Source organism: Demequina mangrovi (assembly GCF_000759715.1).
GTDB classification, from domain to species: Bacteria; Actinomycetota; Actinomycetes; order Actinomycetales; family Demequinaceae; genus Demequina; species Demequina mangrovi.
Genome location: NZ_BBLU01000005.1, coordinates 1 through 17,938, shown reverse-complemented (window position 1 = coordinate 17,938; position 17,938 = coordinate 1). Strand labels below are relative to the sequence as shown.

Genomic DNA, 17,938 nt, shown 5'->3' with positions numbered 1-17,938 from the left:
TCAGTCCCCTTCCTTGGCGATACCGCGCAGGATGAAGTCGGCGAGCTCGGACGGATCCGAGGCACCACCGGTGGTGAGGAACGGCATCGTGGTGCCGAACACCAGGATGCGCAGGTAATCGACGGCTGTCGCGACGGGCACCCGGATCCGGTCCTTGTCCGGCTCGAGCAGGCGCTCGACCACGCCGGTGACCTCGCCGAGCGGCGGCTTGCGATGGCCGTGCCCCTCGGGTCCCGCATGCCGGGCGTGATCGCGCGGACCGAGCGCCGTCATGAAGCGCACGACGCCCGAGACGCGGCTGTGGAGCACGCTCACGATGAGCTCGATCTTGGCCTCGAGGCTGAGCGTGGGGTCGACGTCCTCGAGGAACGCGAGGATCTCGGACGGGTCCATGACCTTCACGATGGCGGCGTCGATGAGCGCCTCCTTGTCGGCGAAGGCGCGGAACACGGTGCCCTCGGCGATGCCGGCGGCCTCCGCGATCTCGCGGGTGGTGACCTCGACCCCCCGCTCGAGGATGAGCGGGATCACGGCGTCGACGATGTGCGCGCGCCGCTCCTCGACAGGCATCGGGGCCGCGCGTCGCGCCTTGGTGGTCACCGGCTCACACTAAGTGAGTGAGCACTCACTCCGCAACTTGAGCGCCTCCGAGACGACGCGCGAAGGTGACCCCCGCCTCGTCCCCGCCCACCTCGGCGAAGCCCACCCGCGGGTAGAACGCCAGCGCGCCCGCGTTGGCGCGCGAGGCGCCCAGGTGCACGCCCGCGACACCGCGCTCGGCCAGCAGCGCGCATGCCGCCTCGATCAGCGCGCGCCCGGCTCCCCTGCCCTGCGCCTCGGGCAGCAGATCGACGTGGAGGTGCGCGGGATAGGCGCCGAGATCCGCGTCGAGCATCCGCCTCGGATCTGCAGCCTCCTCAGCCAGCGCGGCGCCCGTCTCGTTGACGCGTGTGTGCGTGGGCGCGACGCGCGGCCACCACTCGCCGCTGAACCACCGCTGGAAGGACGCGGTGTCCGACGTGCCGAGGACGTAGCCGACCGCACCGTCGCCCTGGTCCCAGACCAGCCCGAACCCGCCGGGCCCGTCGAGGTACGGGAGCGCATAGACGTCGGCGAGGAGCGCATCGTCCCCGTGGACGCCGGTCGCGTCGGCGCCGTGCGCCCCGGTGAGGAGGCAGATCCGCGCGATCGCGGCGCGGTCCCGTGCGGTCGCGGGACGGATCACGGGCGCTCGCCCATCCGCTCGAGCCGCGCGAGCCCGAGCGCGAGCAGCACCGCGAGCGCGACGCCGACGACCGTGAGTTCGACGCGCTGGACCGCCGCGTCCCAGGCGCCCGCCGTCGAGGCCACGCCCGCGACGAGCACGAGCGCCGCCGCGGTGAAGGCCGCGCCGCGCACCTCGTCGCGCGCGAGCGCCCAACCGGTGCCGACGACGGCGGCGAGCACCGCCAGCGCCCCCGCGAGCCAGGACACCAGGAGCGACGCGAGCACCGCGCCCGCGAGCGTCCCGATCACGGTGCCGACGACGCGCCGGCGGGCCCGGGCGGAGGTCTCGCCGCGCACGGGGATGAGCACCGCGCTGAGCGCGATCACCACCCACATCGCATGGGAGACGTCGAGGGCGCGCGCCACCCCGATCGCGGCTCCGCCGCCGAGCGCGAGGGCCGCCACGTACGGCCACGCGATCCTCGCCGGGAGAGGCGTCGGATCGAGCTTCGCGAGCCCCATCGCGGCGGCGATCGCCGGCAGCGCGGCCGCGCCGGCGGCCACCCCGATGAACGCCGCGCCTGGACCGATGGTCGCGACGTCCGTCCCCGCGGCGGCGACCACGACGGGAGCGATGCCGACCACCGGGCCGTAGCGCAGCACCACGGGAGCCGAGACGAGCGCCGCCGCGGCCGTGAGCAGGCCGACCCCGAGCGGCGAGTCGTCGAGCGTGGTCGCCCCCGCCGCGAGCCCGGCGACGGCGAGCCCGAACGCCACCGGATGCCACACCGGACCGCGCTGGAGCGCCATCACGAGCACCATGAGGCCACCGAGCGCGGCACCGACGCCCGCGCCGAGACCCAGGACGAGGCCGACCGTCACCGCGACGCCCAGCAGGATCACGATGAGCACGGCGGCCAGACGGAGCGCCGGTCCGGGCGGGAGCAGGCGGGACGATGACGCTGTCATGCGCTGAGCCTAGGGCGACGGACGTACCCTCGTGTAGTGACGGTCCTGCCCGAGCTCCTCGAGCTCCCCCTCGCCATCAATCTGCTCGCGGTGTTCTTCGGGGCGCTCGGCGGCACCATCCGCGCCGGAGAGGACGAGCACACCGACATCGTCGGGGTCTTCACCCTCGCGGCGGCGATGGGGTTCGGCGGCGGCATCATCCGCGACGTGCTGCTCGGCAACCTCCCGCCGGCCGCGATCCGCGATCCCCTGTACTTCGTCGCGGCCTTCGTCGCGGCGGCGATCGGCATGGGCTTCCTCTACTACCTCCACAAGCTGGGCCGCTTCCTGTGGTGGCTGGACTCGATCATCATCGGCCTGTTCGCGTGCGTCGGCGTCAACACCGCGCTGCTCGCGGGGGTGAAGATCCTGCCGGCCGTCGTGATCGGCATGATCGCCTCGGTCGGCGGCCTCATGCTCACCGACATCCTCCAGGGCCGCCCCTCGTCGATCATGTACCTCGGCCCGCCGAACGCGGTCTCGGGCCTCGCCGGCGCGATCACGTACGGCGTCCTCATCTCCTTCGTCGACCCGATCCTCACCACCGTGCTCGCCACCGCCGCGACCATCGGCGTGCGCCTGACCGGGCCGCTGTTCCACACCCGCGTCCCGCAGCCGCGCAAGCACGCCTACGAGCTCAAGGTCCGCACCGCGTTCAAGCGGGCCCGCAAGGAGGGCACCCTCCCCGAGGGCCTCGGCGATCTCGCCCCCGGCACGGGCGCGCTGGCGGCGGTCTCCGGGCTCGGCGCGGTCCCCGCGCTGGCCGAGGATCCCGAGTCGATCTCCGCGCTCGCGCCGCAGGACGAGCCCGTGGCGGCCGAGCCGGAGGCGGAGACCATCTACATCGACGAGTACTCGCCCGGCCTGGGCTCGTCCTCGGCGGCCGAGGAGTGGATCGCGTCGCTCGAGGACGAGGAGACCGGGGAGTCCGGCGAGGCCGAGGAGCAGCAGCCGGCGTAACGGCGCGCGCGCAGCCGCGCACGCGGATCCGCGCCCCGGCCAGTCGGCAGGGAGGCTAGAGCCTCACGCCGGTCGCGCCGGGGACCCGCTCGACGGTGTGGACGCACGCCCACGAGTCGCCGCCGATGCCGTCCGCCCACGCGAGGCGTCCCGTGCCGAGGCCTGCCGCCTCGAGGCCCGTGCCGAGCACCAGCACCGACGGTCCGGCGCCGGAGACCACCGCGGCGAGGCCGCGACGGCGCAGCTCGCGCACCATGTGCGTCGCGGGGCCGAGCACGTCGGCGCGATAGCCCTGGTGGAGCTTGTCCTCCGTCGCCGCGAAGAGGTCCTCGGGGCGTCCGGCGAGCGCGTTCACCAGCAGGGCGGCGCGGCCGACGTTGAAGGCCGCGTCGACGTGCGGCACCTTGGCCGGCAGGACCGCGCGGGCCTCCTTGGTGGGCAGGGTCGAGGAGGGCACCAGCACGGCCGTCTCGATCTCGGAGGCCACCACGAGCGGGCGCGCGTGCGCACCCTCGGTGTCCTTCCACGCGACGGTCGCGCCGCCGTAGATGGCCGGAGCGGCGTTGTCGGGGTGCCCCTCGAACGCGTTGGCGAGGTAGAGCGTCTGCGCCGCGTCGAGCGCCTCGGGCTCGGCGATCAGGGCCCGGGCGGCGACGATGCCGGCGACCACCGCCGCGGCCGACGAGCCGAGGCCCCTGCCGTGGGGGATGCGGTTGACGGCGCGGATCTCGAGCCCGGTCTGGGACGCGCCCACGTGGTCGAGCGCGGCGCGCAGCGCCTGCACCACCAGGTGGGACTCGTCGCGCGGCAGCGATGCGGCGCCCTCGCCCTCGATCTCGACGCTCACCGAGGCGGAGGCCACGGCCCGCACCTCGAGGTCGTCGATCACGCCGAGGGCCATGCCGAGCGAGTCGAAGCCCGGACCGAGGTTCCCCGCGGTCGCGGGCACCGAGACGCGGACGTGGTCCGCCGCGAGCCGCATCGCCATGGCGGGCCCCGCTAGAGCCCGAGCGCCGCGGCGGCGGCCTCGACGTCGACGGGGATGACGGTCGGCTCGACCGAGCGGTCGCCGAGCGCCGTCGCGGTGTCCTTGAGACCGTTGCCCGTGACGGTGCAGGTGATGGTCGCGCCGCGCGGCACCTCGCCGAGGGCGGCCGCCGCGAGCAGGCCCGCGATCGGCGCCGCGGAGGCGGGCTCGACGAACACGCCGACGTCCGCCGCGAGGCGGGCCTGGGCGTTGAGGATCTGCGCGTCGGAGACGGCCCGGATCCAGCCGCCGGACTCGTCCCGCGCGGCGATCGCGAGGTCCCACGACGCGGGCTTGCCGATGCGGATCGCGGTCGCGACCGTCTCGGGGTCCTTGATCGGGTGGCCGGCCACGAAGGGCGCGGCACCCGCGGCCTGGACGCCCCAGACGCGCGGCGCGCGGGTGGCGGCGCCGCTCTCGAGCGCCTCGGTGAAGCCCATCCAGTACGCGGAGATGTTGCCGGCGTTGCCCACCGGGAGCATGTGGATGTCGGGAGCGTCGCCCAGCTGGTCGACGATCTCGAATGCCGCGGTCTTCTGACCCTGGAGGCGGTACGGGTTGACCGAGTTCACCAGCGCGATCGGGTACTTCTCGGAGAGGTCCCGGACGATGTCGAGGCACTCGTCGAAGTTGCCGTCCACCTGCACCAGGTCGGCGCCGTGGACGATGGCCTGCGCCATCTTCCCCGCGGCGATCTTGCCCTGGGGGATCATGACGACGCAGCGGAGGCCCGCGTGGGCCGCGTAGGCGGCGGCCGAGGCGGAGGTGTTGCCGGTCGACGCGCACACGACCGTGTGGGCGCCCTCCTTCACCACCTGGGTCACGGCCGAGGTCATGCCGCGGTCCTTGAACGAGCCGGTCGGGTTCATGCCCTCGACCTTGACGAAGACCTCGGCGCCGACCTCGGAGGAGATCGACGGGGCGTGGACCAGCGGGGTGCCGCCCTCGCCGAGGGAGACGATGCGGTCGCCCTCGTCGAACGGCAGACGGTCCAGGTACTCGCGGATGATCCCGCGCCAGACGTGCGCCACTTACTCCCCCTCGATCCTCAGGACGGACTTGATCTCGGCCACGGCGTCCGACGCGCGCAGCCCCTCGACGGTCGCGCGCAGGTCGCGCTCGGGCGCCGCGTAGGTCGACAGGATCAGGCCCGCGTGGGTCTGCCCCGGCACCTGCCGGACGATCTCGATGCCCACGCCGTGCTCCTGGAACACCGCGGCGACCGCGGCGAGCACGCCCGGGCGGTCCTCGACGGCCATGCGGATGCAGTAGCGCGTCTGCGCGGCGTCGATCGGCAGCACCTCGTGCACCGCGTAGTTCGACTCGAGCGGACCCTTGCCGCCGGTCGCCTTGTGACGCGCGACGGAGACGATGTCGCCGAGCACGGCGGACGCGGTCGGCGTGCCGCCCGCCCCCTGGCCGTAGAACATGAGCCCGCCGGCGGACTCGGCCTCGATGAAGACGGCGTTGAACGCGCCGTGGACCCCCGCGAGCGGGTGGTCCTCGCCCACGAGCGCGGGGTGCACGCGCACCGTCACGCCGCCGCCGGTGCGCTCCGCGATGGCGAGCAGCTTGATGACCTGGCGCGTCTCGCGCGCCGCGATGACGTCGTCCGCGGTGATCGCCGAGATGCCCTCGCAGTAGACGTCGTCGAGCGCGACCCGCTGGTGGAAGGCGAGGGAGGCGAGGATCGCGGCCTTGGCCGCCGCATCGTGCCCCTCGACGTCGGCGGTCGGGTCCGCCTCCGCGTAGCCGAGCTCCTGCGCCTGCTTCAGCGCGACGTCGTAGTCGAGGCCGCGGCGCGTCATCTCGTCGAGGATGTAGTTGGTGGTGCCGTTGACGATGCCCAGGATCCGGGTGATGTGGTCGCCGGCGAGGGACTCGCGCACGGGACGGACCAGGGGGATCGCGCCGGCGACCGCGGCCTCGAAGTAGAGGTCGACGTTCGCGGCGTCGGCGGCCTCGTAGAGCTCGGGGCCGTGCGCGGCGACGAGCGCCTTGTTGGCCGTCACCACGCTCGCGCCCGAGGCGATGGCCTCGAGGATGAGCGTGCGGGCGGGCTCGATGCCGCCCATGAGCTCGACGACCACGTCGGCCTGCGCGACGAGCGCGGAGGCGTCCGAGGTCAGCAGCGCGGGGGGCAGGTGCGGGCCGCGGTCCTTGGACGTGTCGCGGACGTAGACGCCGATGATCTCGAGCGGGGCACCGACGCGGGCCGCGAGGTCGCCGGCCTCCTGCGTGAGGAGGCGCACCACCTCCGAGCCGACGGTTCCAGGGCCGAGGATGGCGACCTTCACTGGGGCGAGAGGGGTGGACACGGCCACCAGCCTAGCCGAGCGCTCACCCGCCCGATCCCACATGTCGGGCAGGATGGTCCGCGTGATGGAACGGGACGTGCTCGATCCGGAGCGCTGGCGGTGGGGGCGCCTCTGGCGGTTCGGCGTGGGCTTCGTCCGGCTCGAGCTGCAGTCGCTGGTCTTCGCCTTCGCGATCTTCGCGGCGCTCGCGCTCACCTCCGTGATCGAGCTGCCGATCCCCCGCTACGACGCGCTGCTGCTCTTCGCGCTCGTGCTCACCGCGGTGCTGTGGGCGACCGGATGGGAGACGACGCGCGAGGTGGGCGTGATCCTCGTGTTCCACGTCACGGGGCTCGCCCTCGAGCTGTTCAAGGTGCATGTCGGCTCCTGGGTCTACCCCGACGAGGCATGGTCGAAGGTCGCGGGGGTGCCGCTGTACGCCGGGTTCATGTACGCCGCGGTCGGCTCGTACCTGGTGCAGGCCTGGCGGCGCTTCGAGCTGCGCGCCACCGGCTTCCGTCTGTGGCCGATGACGGTCCTGGCCCTCGCGGCGTACGCCAACTTCTTCACCCATCACTGGATCCCCGACCTGCGCTGGCTCATCGCGGCGGGCTTCCTCCTCGAGCTCCGGGGCACGCGCGTCCACTTCGGCGTGCGGGGCCGTCGCTACCGGATGCCGCTGGCGCTGTCGTTCGTCGCGATCGGGCTCGCGCTGTGGTGCGCCGAGAACGCGGCGACGCTGCTGGGCGCGTGGAGGTACCCCGACCAGCTGGTGTCGTGGACGATGGTGCATGTCGGCAAGGTCGGGTCGTGGGCGCTGCTGGTGTCGCTGAGCTTCGTCATCGTCGCCGCGCTCAAGCACCTCGAGGGCGTGCTCGACGGGCTGCCCGAGGACGTGCCGAGCGCGGTCACGCGCCGTCGCGCGGCACGTCGCGCAGGTCAGCGGCGCTAGAGGTAGCGGGTCTCGGGCGCGCCCTCGGTCGGATCGGGGTCGAGCGGCTCCAACGGGCCGTCCGCGGGGGCCTCGTCGTCGACGGCCTCCGCCTCGTCCTCCTCGACGATGTCGAACTCGGGGCGACCCTCGTCGCGCTCGTGCTCGACCTCCTCGGCGAGCTTCTTGAGCGCCTCGGTGCCGTCGTCGTACGTGTCGCTCATCTCAGGACCTCCTCGTCCTCATCGGCGTGCCGCGCGGTCGCCCTGCTCTGTCAACGCCGTGCGCCGACCGCGGCGTTCCCTCGGCGCTCGGATGAGCCCCCTACCTCGACCGTCGTCGCATCATCCGGAGTGGCGCTCGACCGGGTGCAGGATCTCCATGTCGACCGCGACCGGAGGGATCACGTCGCCCGGATCGTCGTCCGGCTCGTCCCACTGCTCCTCGGGCAACGGATCGAAGATGCTCCGCTTCTTCGCGCCGTCGGCTTCCTCGCCCATGATGACTCCCTTCGCTGACCGGGGGCTCCCCACCAGTCAACCCCGGCGAGGCACCTCGCGCGCGGCGAGAGACGGTGCCGGGCTCAGTCGGGCGCGACGTCCCAGGAGAAGAGGTCCTCGAGCGTGTCGCGGCGGATGTGGACGGAGGCCTCGCCGTCGCGCACCGAGACCACCGCCGGACGGAGCGCGGCGTTGTAGTTGTTCGCCATCGACCGGCCGTACGCGCCCGTCGCGGGCACCGCGAGCAGGTCCCCGCGCGCGACGTCGTGAGGCAGGTCCACGTCACGCACCACGATGTCTCCGCTCTCGCAGTGCTTGCCCACCACGCGGCTGAGCGCGGGCTCGGCGTCCGACAGGCGGGAGGCCACCGTCGCCGTGTACTCGGCGCCGTACGTGACCGTGCGCATGTTGTCGCTCATGCCGCCGTCGACCGCGACGTACTGCCGCTCGCCGCCCTCGTCGAGGTTCACGTGCTTGACCACGCCGACGCGGTACACCGTCATCCCGGCGGGACCGGCGATCGCGCGCCCGGGCTCGATGCTGAGGTGCGGCCACGTGCCGCCGACCTTCGCGAGGGCCGCGGCGACGGCCTCCGCCATCCCGTACGCCGCATCGCGCGGCGTGAGCTCCTCGCCGTGCGGCGTGTAGCGGATCGCGTAGCCGCCGCCCAGGTCCACCTCGGGGAGGTCGACGCCGAGCTCCGCGAAGAACGCCGCCCGGAGGCCGAGCATGCGCTCGGCGCTCTCCTGGAAGGCCTCGAGCGAGAGGATCTGGCTCCCGATGTGGGTGTGGATGCCGCGCAGGTCCAGGCCCTCGGCGTCCTGGCACGCGACCAGCGCCTCGAACGCGGCGCCCGAGGCGAGCGAGAGCCCGAACTTCTGGTCCTCGTGCGAGGTGGCGATGTACTCGTGGCCGCCGGCGTGAACGCCCGTGGTGACACGCACCAGCACCGGGGCGACGGCGCCGAGCTCGCGCGCGATCGCGTCGAGCGTCTCGATCTCGGTGAACGAGTCGACGATGATGCGCCCCACGCCCACCTCGAGCGCGCGGCGCAGCTCCGCGTCGGACTTGTTGTTGCCGTGGAGGCCGATGCGCGCCGCGGGCATCCCGCCGCGCAGCGCGAGCTCGAGCTCGCCGCCGCTCGCGACGTCCATGCAGAGGTCGTCGGCCCGCATCCACCGCGCGACCTTCGAGGACAGGAAGGCCTTGGACGCGTAGTAGACGTCCACCTTCGCCCCGTGGCGGCCGAAGGCGGCGGTGAACTCGTCGCGGAACGCGCAGGCGCGGGCCCGCATGTCCACCTCGTCGATGACGTACAGCGGCGTGCCGTGCGCGCCGGCGAGCTCGCGGACGTCGGCGCCGCCGACGCTGAGCGCGCCGTCGTCGCCGCGCGTGACGGTGCGGGAGAAGACGGCTGCGCTCACGGTCACATCCTCTCGGGAGCCGAGACGCCCAGCAGGCGCAGGCCGTTGCGCAGCACCTGGCCCGTCGCATCGTTCACCCACAGGCGGGTGCGGTGGAGGTCCGTGATCTCCTCGTCGCCCTGCGGGGTGACGCGCGTGCGGTCGTACCACTGGTTGAAGGCGGCGGCGACGTCCTCGAGGTACCGCGCGATGCGGTGCTGCTCGCGGAACTCGACCGCCTGGGCGACGATGCGCGGGAACTCGCCGAGGACGCCCAGGAGCGCGGCCTCCGACTCGTGCGTGAGCAGCGACGGGTCGAAGCCGTCCTCGCGGCGGATGCCGTACTCGGCGGCGTTGCGGGCCACGCCGGCGGTGCGGGCGTGCGCGTACTGCACGTAGAACACCGGGTTGGCGTTCGACGCGGAGGCGAGCAGGTCGAGGTCGATGTCGATGGTCGAGTCGGCGCTCGAACGGGCGAGCGCGTAGCGGGCCGCGTCGACGGAGGTCGCGTCGACCAGGTCGGCCATCGTCACGACGTTGCCCGCGCGCTTCGACATGCGCACCGGCTCGCCGTCCTTCACCAGGTTGACCAGCTGGCCGATGATGACCTCGACCGAGTCGGCGTCGTAGCCGAGCGCCGCGGCCGCGGCCTTGAGGCGCGCGATGTAGCCGTGGTGGTCCGCGCCCAGCAGGTAGATGAAGCGGTCGGCGCCGCGCTCGTGCTTGTCGCGGATGTAGGCGATGTCGCCGGCGATGTAGGCCGGGTTGCCGTCCGACTTGATGACCACGCGGTCCTTGTCGTCGCCGTACTCGGTCGACCGCAGCCACCAGGCGCCGTCGGCCTCGTACAGGACGCCCGACTCCTTGAGCTCGGTGACGGCCTTCTCGACCTTGCCGGACTTGTGCAGCGAGTCCTCGTGGAAGAACACGTCGAAGTCGACGCCGAAGTCGTGCAGCGAGCTCTTCACCTCGTCGAACATGAGGTGCACGCCGCGGGCGCGGAAGAACTCCTGCATCTCCTCGCGCGGGAGCTCGAGCGGATCCTTGTCGCCGGCCTCCATCGCCTCGATGAGGACGCGGTTGGCGGTCTCCTGGATGTAGGCGCCGCCGTAGCCGTTCTCAGGGGTGTCCTCGCCCAAGATGGCCGCGACCAGGGACTTCGCGAAGTTGTCGATCTGCACGCCGTGGTCGTTGAAGTAGTACTCGCGGATCACGGTCGCGCCGTGGAACTCGAGCAGACGCGCGAGCGAGTCGCCGACGGCGGCCCAGCGGGCGCCGCCCAGGTGCACCGGACCGGTGGGGTTCGCGGACACGAACTCGAGGTTGACGGTGTGGCCCGTGAGCGACTCGCCGCTGCCGTAGCCGTCGCCGAAGTCGACGATGCCCTTGGCGAGCAGGCCGGCCGCATCGGCGTCGAGACGGATGTTGATGAAGCCCGGTCCCGCGACCTCGGCGGTCGCGATGCCGTCGATCACGGCGAGGCGCTCGACCAGCGTCTCGGCGAACTCGCGCGGGTTGGTGCCCGCCTTCTTGGCGAGCTGCATCGCGACGTTGGTCGCCCAGTCGCCGTGGTCGCGCTGGCGGGGTCGCTCGACCCTCACCTCCGGGACGTCGAACGGGGACAGCTGGAAGTCGCTGTCGTCGATGCCTGCCAGGAGGGCGGCGCGGATGGTCGCGGAGAGCTCTTCGGGGGTCACCAGGCCATTCTAGGCGCGCGCGAGAGCCCTTCACGCGCGCGGAAGGCCCGCCTCCCGCGACCGCGGCGCGACGTCCTTCCGCTACTCGCCCAGCCGCCCGATCGGGTCGGGGCACTGGACGGGGAAGGACTCCGCGCACATCTCGACCCACACCTCGAGGTGGTCCCCGACGGCGACGTCCGCGGCGGTCGCCGCCTCGCCGTCGGCGGTCGCGAGCGTGCCGTGGTCGGCGAACTCGAAGACCGTGCCCTCGAAGTACTCGTAGCCGGGGTCGGGCGCGAAGCCGAGCGCGACCGTGTCGCCGTCGCCCTCGACGCTGGTCACCGTCCCGATCGCATCGGCCTCGCGGGCCTCCCGGACGTCGTCGCCGCGGGACTCGCACGCCGCCAGGGACAGGGCGAGGAGGGCCGTCGCGAGGCCGGAGACGATGCGCACGCCTCAGCATCCCACGCGGTCGCCTCGAAGCCGAGGGACGCGGCGGCTCCCGCCTGGGTTCAGGGCGGCGTGCGCTGCTGATATCCTCATTCGGCCCGGCCAGTCCGGGCGGGCCCCCGTAGCTCAGCGGATAGAGCGCCGGTTTCCGGTACCGTAGGTCGCAGGTTCGATTCCTGTCGGGGGCGCTTCTCGTTCGAGGCCCGGTGCATGCACCGGGCCTTCGTCGTGTCCGGGCGCCCGACGCCGTGGCCGCCGCGCGCGCTAGGGTCGGGCGAGACCCCATCGACGCGAAGGAGCGCCCATGCCCACTCTCGCCATCGTCGGCGCCGGTCCCGGTCTGGGAGCCGCCGTCGCCCGCAGGTTCGGCCGCGAGGGGTTCGCGATCGCGCTGATCTCACGCGACCAGGCCAGGCTCGACGCCCTCGCCGCCGACCTCGAGCGCGAGGGCCTGACCGCGCGCGGCTACGCCGCGGACGTCCGCGACGGCGCGGGCCTCGAGGCCGCGCTCGCGCGGGCCGCGGCGGACCTCGGCCCGGTGGCCGCGCTCCAGTACAGCCCGCTGCCGTCCCGCGACTACCTCCACCCGGTGCTGGACCTCACCCCGGAGCTGGCGCTCGAGGCGCTGCGGTTCTCCGCGCTCGGGCTGATCCACGCGGCGCGCGCCGTCCTGCCCGCCATGCGCGAGGCCGGCGACGGCAGCATCGTGCTCATCAACGGCGGCACCTCGGCGCAGGCGCGCGCGGGCTTCGCCGGGACGTCGGTCGCGTTCCCCGCCGAGAGCGCCTACGGCGAGATGCTGCACGAGTCGCTCGCGGGAGAGGGCGTCCGCGTGGTCCAGCTGGTCATCCCCGGCGCGATCCCGAAGCTCCGCTACACGCTCGAGGAGGTCGCGGAGCGGATCTGGGAGATCCAGGCGGCGCCCGGCGCCTTCCGGACGATGCTCATCCCGCTCGAGGACGGGCGGGAGTAGCGCTCAGGCGGGCGACCCGGGCGTGGCGAGCGACTCGAGCGACCGCAGCACCACGGTCTCGACGTCGGCCGTCTCGCCCGTGACGTCCACCGTGCACGCGAGGTGCGCGTCCGAGTCGAGCCACCACACCACCGTGATGCGATCGGTCCCCGCCGACGCGAGCGACGCGGCCTCGGCGTCGCGCGCCTCGGCATCGTCCGTGGGCACGTCGGCGTCGTCGATCACGCCCTGCTCGAGCAGCAGCTCCCGCAGGTCGCGCCACTCCCCCGCGCCGTAGACGTCGCCGCCCACGATCGCGGCGGGCTGCCCGCCCTCCCCGGTCGCGGCGTAGGCCGCCTCGCAGGCCTCGACTCCGGCCGCCTTCGCCGCGCTCATGCCCGACCGCAGGCCCGCCGCCACGAACGCGCCGATCACCATGACCGCCGCGATGCTCAGCGCGACGACGAGCGGAAGCCAGGTGCGCGGCGCGGTCTCGCCGTCGGGGGTCTCGGACATGGGCTCAGCCTAGGCGTCGCCGCGCACCGCCCCGAGCGCCTGGGCGACCGCCGGGTGGACGATGCGCCCGTCCCGCACGTTCACGCCGTGCGCCAGCGCCGGGTCCGCGTCGAAGGCGGCCGCGCCCGCATCGGCGAGGCGGAGCACGTACGGCAGCGTCGCCTGGGTCAGCGCGAGCGTGGCCGTGACGCCGACCGCCGCGGGCATGTTCGCCACCGAGTACACGAGCGCGTCGCCGACCGCGCGCACCGGGTCGTCGTGCGTGGTCGGCACGGAGCCCTCGATGCACCCGCCCTGGTCGATCGCGATGTCGACCAGCACGCCGCCGGACGCCATCGAGTCCACCATGGCGCGCGTCACCACGCGCGGCGCCTCGCGCCCGGGCACCAGCACGGCGCCGATGACGAGGTCCGCGCCCGCCACCGCCTCGGCCACCGCGTAGCCGGTCGACGTCATGGTCCGGATGCGCCCGCCGTGACGCGCGTCGAGCCGGCGCAGCGCCGGCAGCGAGACGTCGAGCACGGTGACGTCCGCGCCCAGCCCCACGGCCTGCGCGACCGCCTGCGCGCCCGCGACCCCTGCCCCGATCACCACCACCCGCGCACCGGGCACCCCGGGAACGCCGCCGAGCAGCACCCCGCGACCGCCGTAAGGGCTCAGCAGGTGATGCGCGCCCGCGAGGACCGACAGCCTCCCGGCGATCTCGCTCATCGGTGCGAGGAGCGGCAGCGTGCCGTCGTCCAGCCGGACGGTGTCGTACGAGACGGCCGTGGTGCGGGCCGCGCACAGCGCGTCCGCCAGCGCGGGGTCGGCGGCGAGGTGGAGGAACGTGAAGAGCATGCCGGGTCCGAGCCGTCGCAGCTCGCCGGACTGCGGCTCCTTGACCTTGACGACCAGGTCCGCGCCCCAGGCCTCGTCCGCATCGACGAGGCTTGCGCCCGCCTCGCGCAGCGCATCGTCCCCGATGCCCGCCCGCCGGCCCGCGCCGGCCTCGACCGCCACGGCGTGACCGCGCGCGACGAGCGCATGGACCCCCGCGGGCGCGAGACCGATGCGCGTCTCGCCCGGCTTGGTCTCCGCCGGGACCCCGATGATCACGGGCTCCTCCTGGGACGGTGGACGGCTCCGTCCCCTCCAGTCCTACACCGCGGATGCCGCCGCGGACATGACGACGCCCGCGGCCGGAAGCGCGCGGGCGTTCACGTGAGCGGGACGGCTCAGTACTGGTCCTGCGTCTGGTACTCCCAGTGCCAGGGCTCGTACTTGCTCGTCTTCGCCCAGTCGGGGTTCATGAAGCCGTAGTTGCCGGCGTTGATCGACAGCCACGAGAAGTAGACGCCCGAGGCGTGCGAGCGGCACAGGTCGACCGCGAGGCCGAGGCCGTGCATCGACGTGCCCGGCGTCGCCGCGAGATACCCGCGCGAGGCCTTGGTCGCGTACTGGCTGTAGATGTCGCGGTAGGTGTCGGCGATGCAGATGTCGGTGCCGAACTGAGCGCGGAAGCGCTCGTTGAGCGCGGCAAGGGCGAGCGCCGCATCGGGACGCATCGACTCGCCCGCGACCCACAGGTCGCAGAGCTGGTCGCTCGAGAGGCGCCCGTTCGACATGTCGGGGTCGTAGTCGGGATCGCAGTCCGGCAGCAGGTTCGACGCCACCGGCACGTCCGCGGAGGTGAGGATCGCCCCCGCCTGCTCGTCGACCGACGGCAGCGGGAGGTCCGACGACTCGAACTGGGGCGCCGCGCCGAGGATCGCCGTCGCCGTGGTGGGCGACTCGCCCTTGACCACGCCGGGGATCTGCTCGGCGGCGTTCGCGTACGGCGCGATGGTGCCCATCACGGGGTAGACGACCATCGCGGCGAGGAAGCCGAAGAGCACGCCGCCGCGCGTGAGCACGCGCTGGCGTCGCTTGCTGGTGCGCACCTGGATCTCCTGCGTGCGCTCGATCCGACGCTCTTTGCGGGAGCGGTGCGTCGAGCGCGGTGCGTGGAGTGCGCCGCGCATGCTCACCATGTGCTCCCGGGGTCGTGTCGGATAGGACAGCACCCCGGGAGAGCGTTCTCAGCCGGGGGGCCGAGTCAATTATTACCAAACGGTAACGGTCATTCCAAGCCCCGCTTCTGCGAGGTGCATCACACCGTTACGTCAAGCGGCATCTACCCTGGTAGATGGGCGATCGCACAACGTCGTTATCGCTGCCGCTGGCGGCGCGCGAGGGAGTCGCGCACCTCCCCGACCAGCTCCTCGAGGATGTCCTCGAGGAACACGACGCCGACCGTGGCGCCGTCCTGCGCCACCGCGGCCACGTGCGCGCCCGAGCGACGCATGAGGGCCAGCGCGGTCTCCACCTCGGCATCGAAGCCGACCGACGGCAGGTCGCGGACGCGCCACGCCTGGATGGGCTCCTCGCGCTCGCCCGGACGCGCGAACAGGCCGTCCTTGATGTGGAGGTAGCCGACGTAGACGCCCCCGTCGGTGACGGGGAACCGCGAGAAGCCGGTGTCGGTCGCGACGCGCTCGAGATCGTCGACCGTGACGCCGAGCTCGACCGCGGTGACGCCCGTGGCGGGCACCATGACCTCGCCCACGGACCGCTCCGAGAACTCGATCGCCGTGGTGAGCAGCCCCGACGGGTCGGAGATGGTCCCCTCGGCGGAGGAGCGCTCGACGATGCTCTGCACCTCGTCCGCGGTGAACGCGCTGGTGACCTCGTCCTTCGGCTCGAAGCCGAGCAGGCGCACGATGCCGTTGGCGACCCAGTTGAGCGCGCCGATGATGGGGCGGGCGACGCGGGCGATCGCGACGAGCGGGGGCCCGAAGACCATGGCCGCGCGGTCGGGGCTCGACACCGCGGCGTTCTTGGGCACCATCTCGCCCACCACGACGTGCAGGCCCACGATCACGAGCAGCGCGATCGCGACGGCGACCGCGTGCGCGCTGCCCTCGGGCAGGCCGAGCGAGTGGAGCACCGGCTCGAGGGCGTGCGCGAGCGCCGGCTCGGCGACCACGCCGAGCGCGACCGAGCACACGGTGATGCCCAGCTGCGCGGTGGCGAGCATGAGCGACACGTTCTCCATCGCCCACAGCACCGTGCGGGCGGCGCGCGACCCCTCGGCCGCGCGCGGCTCGATCGAGCTGCGGCGCGCGGAGATGATCGCGAACTCGGCGCCCACGAAGAACGCGTTGGCGAGCAGCAGCCCGATGATCGCGAGCGTCATGCCGGGGCTCATGCGTGCTCCTCCGTCGCGACGGGGGTGAGGCGGACGCGGTCGATGCGACGACCCTCCATGCGTTCGACGCGTGCGCGCACGCCGGGCGCCTCGACCTCGTCGCCGGCGGCGGCGACGCGGCCCAGCCGGGCCATGACGAAGCCTCCCAAGGTCTCGTACGCCGGGGACTCCGGGATGACGAGGGCGGTGCGCTCCTCGACCTCGTCGGGTCGCAGGTCGCCCGGCACGATCCATGCGCCGCCGGGCGCGCGGTGGACCGCGGCGCGGCGACGGTCGTGCTCGTCCGCGACGTCGCCGACGAGCTCCTCGACCACGTCCTCGAGGGTGACGAAGCCGGCGGTGCCGCCGTACTCGTCGACCACGATCGCGCACTGGTACCCGAGCCCGCGCAGCTCGACGAGGAGCGGACCCATCTGCATCGTCTCCGGGATGCGCGGCGCATCGGCCATGAGCGCGCCCGCGGGCACCTCGCCGCGGCGGTGCGCGGGCACGGCGATCGCCGCGCGGAGGTGGACGATGCCGACGATGTCGTCGGTGCCCTCGCCCACGATCGGGAAGCGGGAGTGGCCCGTGGCGCGCGACGCGGCGATGACGTCCCAGGCGGTCGCGTCGCGCCCGAGCGTGTGGAGGCGCGTGCGGTCCGTCATGACGTCGATGGCCGCGAGGTCGTCGAGCTCGATGGAGTTCTTGAGCAGCAGCGCGGTCGCCGGCGCGAGCGTGCCCGCCTCGGCGCTGCGGCTCACCAGCGCCGCGAGCTCCTGGCGCGAGCGCCCGCCGGCGAGCTCCTCCTTCGGCTCGATCCCCATGAGCCGGAGGATCGCGTTCGCGGCGGCGTTGAGGGTCGCGATGACCGGGCGCAGCGCCGTGGTGAAGGCCATGTTGAGGGGCGCGGCGACCCGCGCGGTCCGCATCGCGTCCGCGAGCGCGACGTTCTTGGGCACCAGCTCGCCCACGATCATCGAGAACGCGTTGACGAGCACCAGCGAGAGCGTGCCCGCGAGCCCCGCGACCGCGGCGCGCGACAGCGCGCTCGAGGACAGCGGCACCGAGAGCAGCTCGACCAGCGCGGGCTGCGCGGTGTAGCCGAGCAGGATGGTGGTGATGGTGATGCCGACCTGCGCGCCGGAGAGCTGCGTCGAGAGGTGCCGGAGCGCGGAGCGCACGCGCCTCGCGCGCGGACCGTCGTCGACGTGCGACGGGTCGAGAGCGACGAGGGAGAACTCTGCGGCGACGAACACCGCGGTGCCGAGCGTGAGGAGCACGCCGACGCCCACGAGGATCCAGGCGGTCATGAGGGGCTGGAACTGTCAGGGTCCATGGTGTCGCAAGGATACAGCGGCGCCGCGACCTCGGCGAGAGTCTGCGTACTCCCTGGGAACCGTCAGGGTCTTCCGTCGGTGCCGTAAAAGTTTGCCCAAATGACGGCCCGGTGGTTTCACCAGTCCCGAAGTTCCGACGATGATAGGAGCACTTATCACCATCGACGCTGATGCGCCAAGAAAGCGAGCGGCTACAACCGTGTCCCCAGACACCTCTGCGCCCGATACCGACCGCGTCTCCATCGCCCGTGCTGCAGGTGCCCCGTCCGTTGCGTCGCTCATCCTGGGCGGCGCGCACGGGGCCGATGCGACACCGGGCGAGGCCGCCGCGCCCCAGGAGACCCCTGGCACCGGGCAGTCCCCCACCCCCGCCACGCCCCCGCAGCCCTCCGGGACGGTTCCTCCGCCCCCGCCGCCGCCCCCGTCCCAGCGCGCGGACGCGCCGCAGGCCTCCGCCCCGG

General features: G+C 73.2%; 19 protein-coding genes and 1 tRNA gene. 4 read left to right on the top strand and 16 right to left on the bottom strand.

Going from position 1 to position 17,938, the window contains the following annotated elements:
* From TR42_RS15165 to TR42_RS05770, 3 genes are read right to left on the bottom strand one after another with little or no spacing between them, the layout of a single operon-like run.
* Positions 1 to 600, bottom strand: coding sequence for a TetR/AcrR family transcriptional regulator (locus tag TR42_RS15165; RefSeq protein ID WP_052405668.1), 600 nt, complete (start codon positions 598 to 600; stop codon positions 1 to 3).
* Positions 601 to 625: 25 nt separating this feature from the next.
* The gene (locus tag TR42_RS05775) at positions 626 to 1,225 is read right to left on the bottom strand and encodes a GNAT family N-acetyltransferase (protein ID WP_042213937.1); all 600 of its coding nucleotides are present in this window, start codon (positions 1,223 to 1,225) and stop codon (positions 626 to 628) included.
* The gene (locus TR42_RS05770) at positions 1,222 to 2,175 is read right to left on the bottom strand and encodes an FUSC family protein (protein WP_042213935.1); all 954 of its coding nucleotides are present in this window, start codon (positions 2,173 to 2,175) and stop codon (positions 1,222 to 1,224) included. The genes TR42_RS05775 and TR42_RS05770 overlap by 4 nt, the downstream gene beginning before the upstream one ends.
* Before the next feature lie 36 nt (positions 2,176 to 2,211).
* Here TR42_RS05770 and TR42_RS05765 point away from each other — a divergent pair, with 36 nt between their 5' ends.
* Complete coding sequence (locus tag TR42_RS05765) at positions 2,212 to 3,174, top strand: trimeric intracellular cation channel family protein (protein ID WP_042213933.1); 963 nt, start codon at positions 2,212 to 2,214, stop codon at positions 3,172 to 3,174.
* A gap of 55 nt (positions 3,175 to 3,229) precedes the next feature.
* Here the strand turns inward: TR42_RS05765 and thrB are convergent, their stop codons facing one another.
* Genes thrB through TR42_RS05750 form a run of 3 tightly spaced genes read right to left on the bottom strand, consistent with a single transcriptional unit; the run spans position 3,230 to position 6,528 of the window.
* Positions 3,230 to 4,162 (bottom strand): homoserine kinase, encoded by a 933-nt coding sequence (gene thrB / locus TR42_RS05760; protein WP_052405667.1) that lies wholly within the window; start codon positions 4,160 to 4,162, stop codon positions 3,230 to 3,232.
* Between the two features lie 11 nt (positions 4,163 to 4,173).
* Entirely contained in the window at positions 4,174 to 5,232 is a 1,059-nt protein-coding gene (gene thrC, locus TR42_RS05755; protein WP_042213931.1) for a threonine synthase, read from the bottom strand.
* The gene (locus TR42_RS05750; RefSeq protein WP_042214199.1) at positions 5,233 to 6,528 is read right to left on the bottom strand and encodes a homoserine dehydrogenase; all 1,296 of its coding nucleotides are present in this window, start codon (positions 6,526 to 6,528) and stop codon (positions 5,233 to 5,235) included. It lies immediately after the preceding gene.
* Between the two features lie 55 nt (positions 6,529 to 6,583).
* Here TR42_RS05750 and TR42_RS14770 point away from each other — a divergent pair, with 55 nt between their 5' ends.
* On the top strand, positions 6,584 to 7,450 hold the full coding sequence (locus TR42_RS14770; protein WP_042214197.1) for a DUF817 domain-containing protein: 867 nt from the start codon (positions 6,584 to 6,586) through the stop codon (positions 7,448 to 7,450).
* On the opposite strand, the gene TR42_RS14765 is transcribed toward TR42_RS14770, so the two are convergent.
* The 5 genes from TR42_RS14765 to TR42_RS05725 all read right to left on the bottom strand — a co-directional run bounded on the left by TR42_RS14765 (position 7,447) and on the right by TR42_RS05725 (position 11,464).
* Positions 7,447 to 7,653 carry a hypothetical protein gene (locus TR42_RS14765; RefSeq protein WP_042213929.1) on the bottom strand — a complete coding sequence of 69 codons (207 nt, stop codon included), beginning with the start codon at positions 7,651 to 7,653 and terminating at the stop codon, positions 7,447 to 7,449. The two genes, TR42_RS14770 and TR42_RS14765, sit on opposite strands and share 4 nt — an antisense overlap.
* A 120-nt stretch (positions 7,654 to 7,773) precedes the next feature.
* Positions 7,774 to 7,929, bottom strand: a complete 156-nt coding sequence (locus tag TR42_RS15000) for a diiron oxygenase (protein WP_143058916.1) — start codon at positions 7,927 to 7,929, stop codon at positions 7,774 to 7,776.
* Between the two features lie 83 nt (positions 7,930 to 8,012).
* Positions 8,013 to 9,353: a diaminopimelate decarboxylase gene (gene lysA, locus TR42_RS05735; RefSeq protein ID WP_201770780.1), complete on the bottom strand. Its 1,341-nt coding sequence runs from the start codon at positions 9,351 to 9,353 to the stop codon at positions 8,013 to 8,015.
* Positions 9,354 to 9,355: 2 nt separating this feature from the next.
* Positions 9,356 to 11,029, bottom strand: coding sequence for an arginine--tRNA ligase (gene argS, locus TR42_RS05730; protein WP_042213925.1), 1,674 nt, complete (start codon positions 11,027 to 11,029; stop codon positions 9,356 to 9,358).
* 81 nt (positions 11,030 to 11,110) lie between these two features.
* Positions 11,111 to 11,464 carry a hypothetical protein gene (locus TR42_RS05725; RefSeq protein ID WP_042213924.1) on the bottom strand — a complete coding sequence of 118 codons (354 nt, stop codon included), beginning with the start codon at positions 11,462 to 11,464 and terminating at the stop codon, positions 11,111 to 11,113.
* Positions 11,465 to 11,576: 112 nt separating this feature from the next.
* Between TR42_RS05725 and TR42_RS05720 the strand changes: the two genes are divergently transcribed.
* Together TR42_RS05720 and TR42_RS05715 are read left to right on the top strand one after the other, a co-directional pair.
* A tRNA-Arg gene (locus TR42_RS05720) sits at positions 11,577 to 11,649 on the top strand.
* A gap of 116 nt (positions 11,650 to 11,765) precedes the next feature.
* Complete coding sequence (locus TR42_RS05715; protein WP_042213922.1) at positions 11,766 to 12,434, top strand: SDR family NAD(P)-dependent oxidoreductase; 669 nt, start codon at positions 11,766 to 11,768, stop codon at positions 12,432 to 12,434.
* Between the two features lie 3 nt (positions 12,435 to 12,437).
* On the opposite strand, the gene TR42_RS05710 is transcribed toward TR42_RS05715, so the two are convergent.
* From TR42_RS05710 to TR42_RS05690, 5 genes are all read right to left on the bottom strand, one after another.
* Positions 12,438 to 12,929: a hypothetical protein gene (locus TR42_RS05710; RefSeq protein WP_042213920.1), complete on the bottom strand. Its 492-nt coding sequence runs from the start codon at positions 12,927 to 12,929 to the stop codon at positions 12,438 to 12,440.
* A gap of 9 nt (positions 12,930 to 12,938) precedes the next feature.
* Positions 12,939 to 14,027: an alanine dehydrogenase gene (gene ald / locus TR42_RS05705; RefSeq protein WP_042213918.1), complete on the bottom strand. Its 1,089-nt coding sequence runs from the start codon at positions 14,025 to 14,027 to the stop codon at positions 12,939 to 12,941.
* Between the two features lie 119 nt (positions 14,028 to 14,146).
* Positions 14,147 to 14,851 carry a M15 family metallopeptidase gene (locus TR42_RS14195; RefSeq protein ID WP_236623372.1) on the bottom strand — a complete coding sequence of 235 codons (705 nt, stop codon included), beginning with the start codon at positions 14,849 to 14,851 and terminating at the stop codon, positions 14,147 to 14,149.
* A 266-nt stretch (positions 14,852 to 15,117) separates the two neighbouring features.
* Entirely contained in the window at positions 15,118 to 16,158 is a 1,041-nt protein-coding gene (locus TR42_RS05695; protein ID WP_042213917.1) for a hemolysin family protein, read from the bottom strand.
* A complete protein-coding gene (locus tag TR42_RS05690) occupies positions 16,155 to 17,450 on the bottom strand; it encodes a hemolysin family protein (protein WP_042213915.1) in 1,296 nt (431 codons plus the stop codon). The genes TR42_RS05695 and TR42_RS05690 overlap by 4 nt, the downstream gene beginning before the upstream one ends.
* Between the last annotated feature and the right edge of the window lie 488 nt (positions 17,451 to 17,938).

Coding starts and splice junctions, on each gene's coding strand:
- TR42_RS14770 (WP_042214197.1), top strand. CDS start 6,584: ATGGAACGGGACGTGCTCGATCCGGAGCGCTGGCGGTGGGGGCGCCTC.
- thrB (WP_052405667.1), bottom strand. CDS start 4,162: ATGGCGATGCGGCTCGCGGCGGACCACGTCCGCGTCTCGGTGCCCGCG.
- TR42_RS05770 (WP_042213935.1), bottom strand. CDS start 2,175: ATGACAGCGTCATCGTCCCGCCTGCTCCCGCCCGGACCGGCGCTCCGT.
- TR42_RS15000 (WP_143058916.1), bottom strand. CDS start 7,929: ATGGGCGAGGAAGCCGACGGCGCGAAGAAGCGGAGCATCTTCGATCCG.
- TR42_RS05690 (WP_042213915.1), bottom strand. CDS start 17,450: ATGACCGCCTGGATCCTCGTGGGCGTCGGCGTGCTCCTCACGCTCGGC.
- TR42_RS05710 (WP_042213920.1), bottom strand. CDS start 12,929: ATGTCCGAGACCCCCGACGGCGAGACCGCGCCGCGCACCTGGCTTCCG.
- TR42_RS05695 (WP_042213917.1), bottom strand. CDS start 16,158: ATGAGCCCCGGCATGACGCTCGCGATCATCGGGCTGCTGCTCGCCAAC.
- TR42_RS05715 (WP_042213922.1), top strand. CDS start 11,766: ATGCCCACTCTCGCCATCGTCGGCGCCGGTCCCGGTCTGGGAGCCGCC.
- TR42_RS14765 (WP_042213929.1), bottom strand. CDS start 7,653: ATGAGCGACACGTACGACGACGGCACCGAGGCGCTCAAGAAGCTCGCC.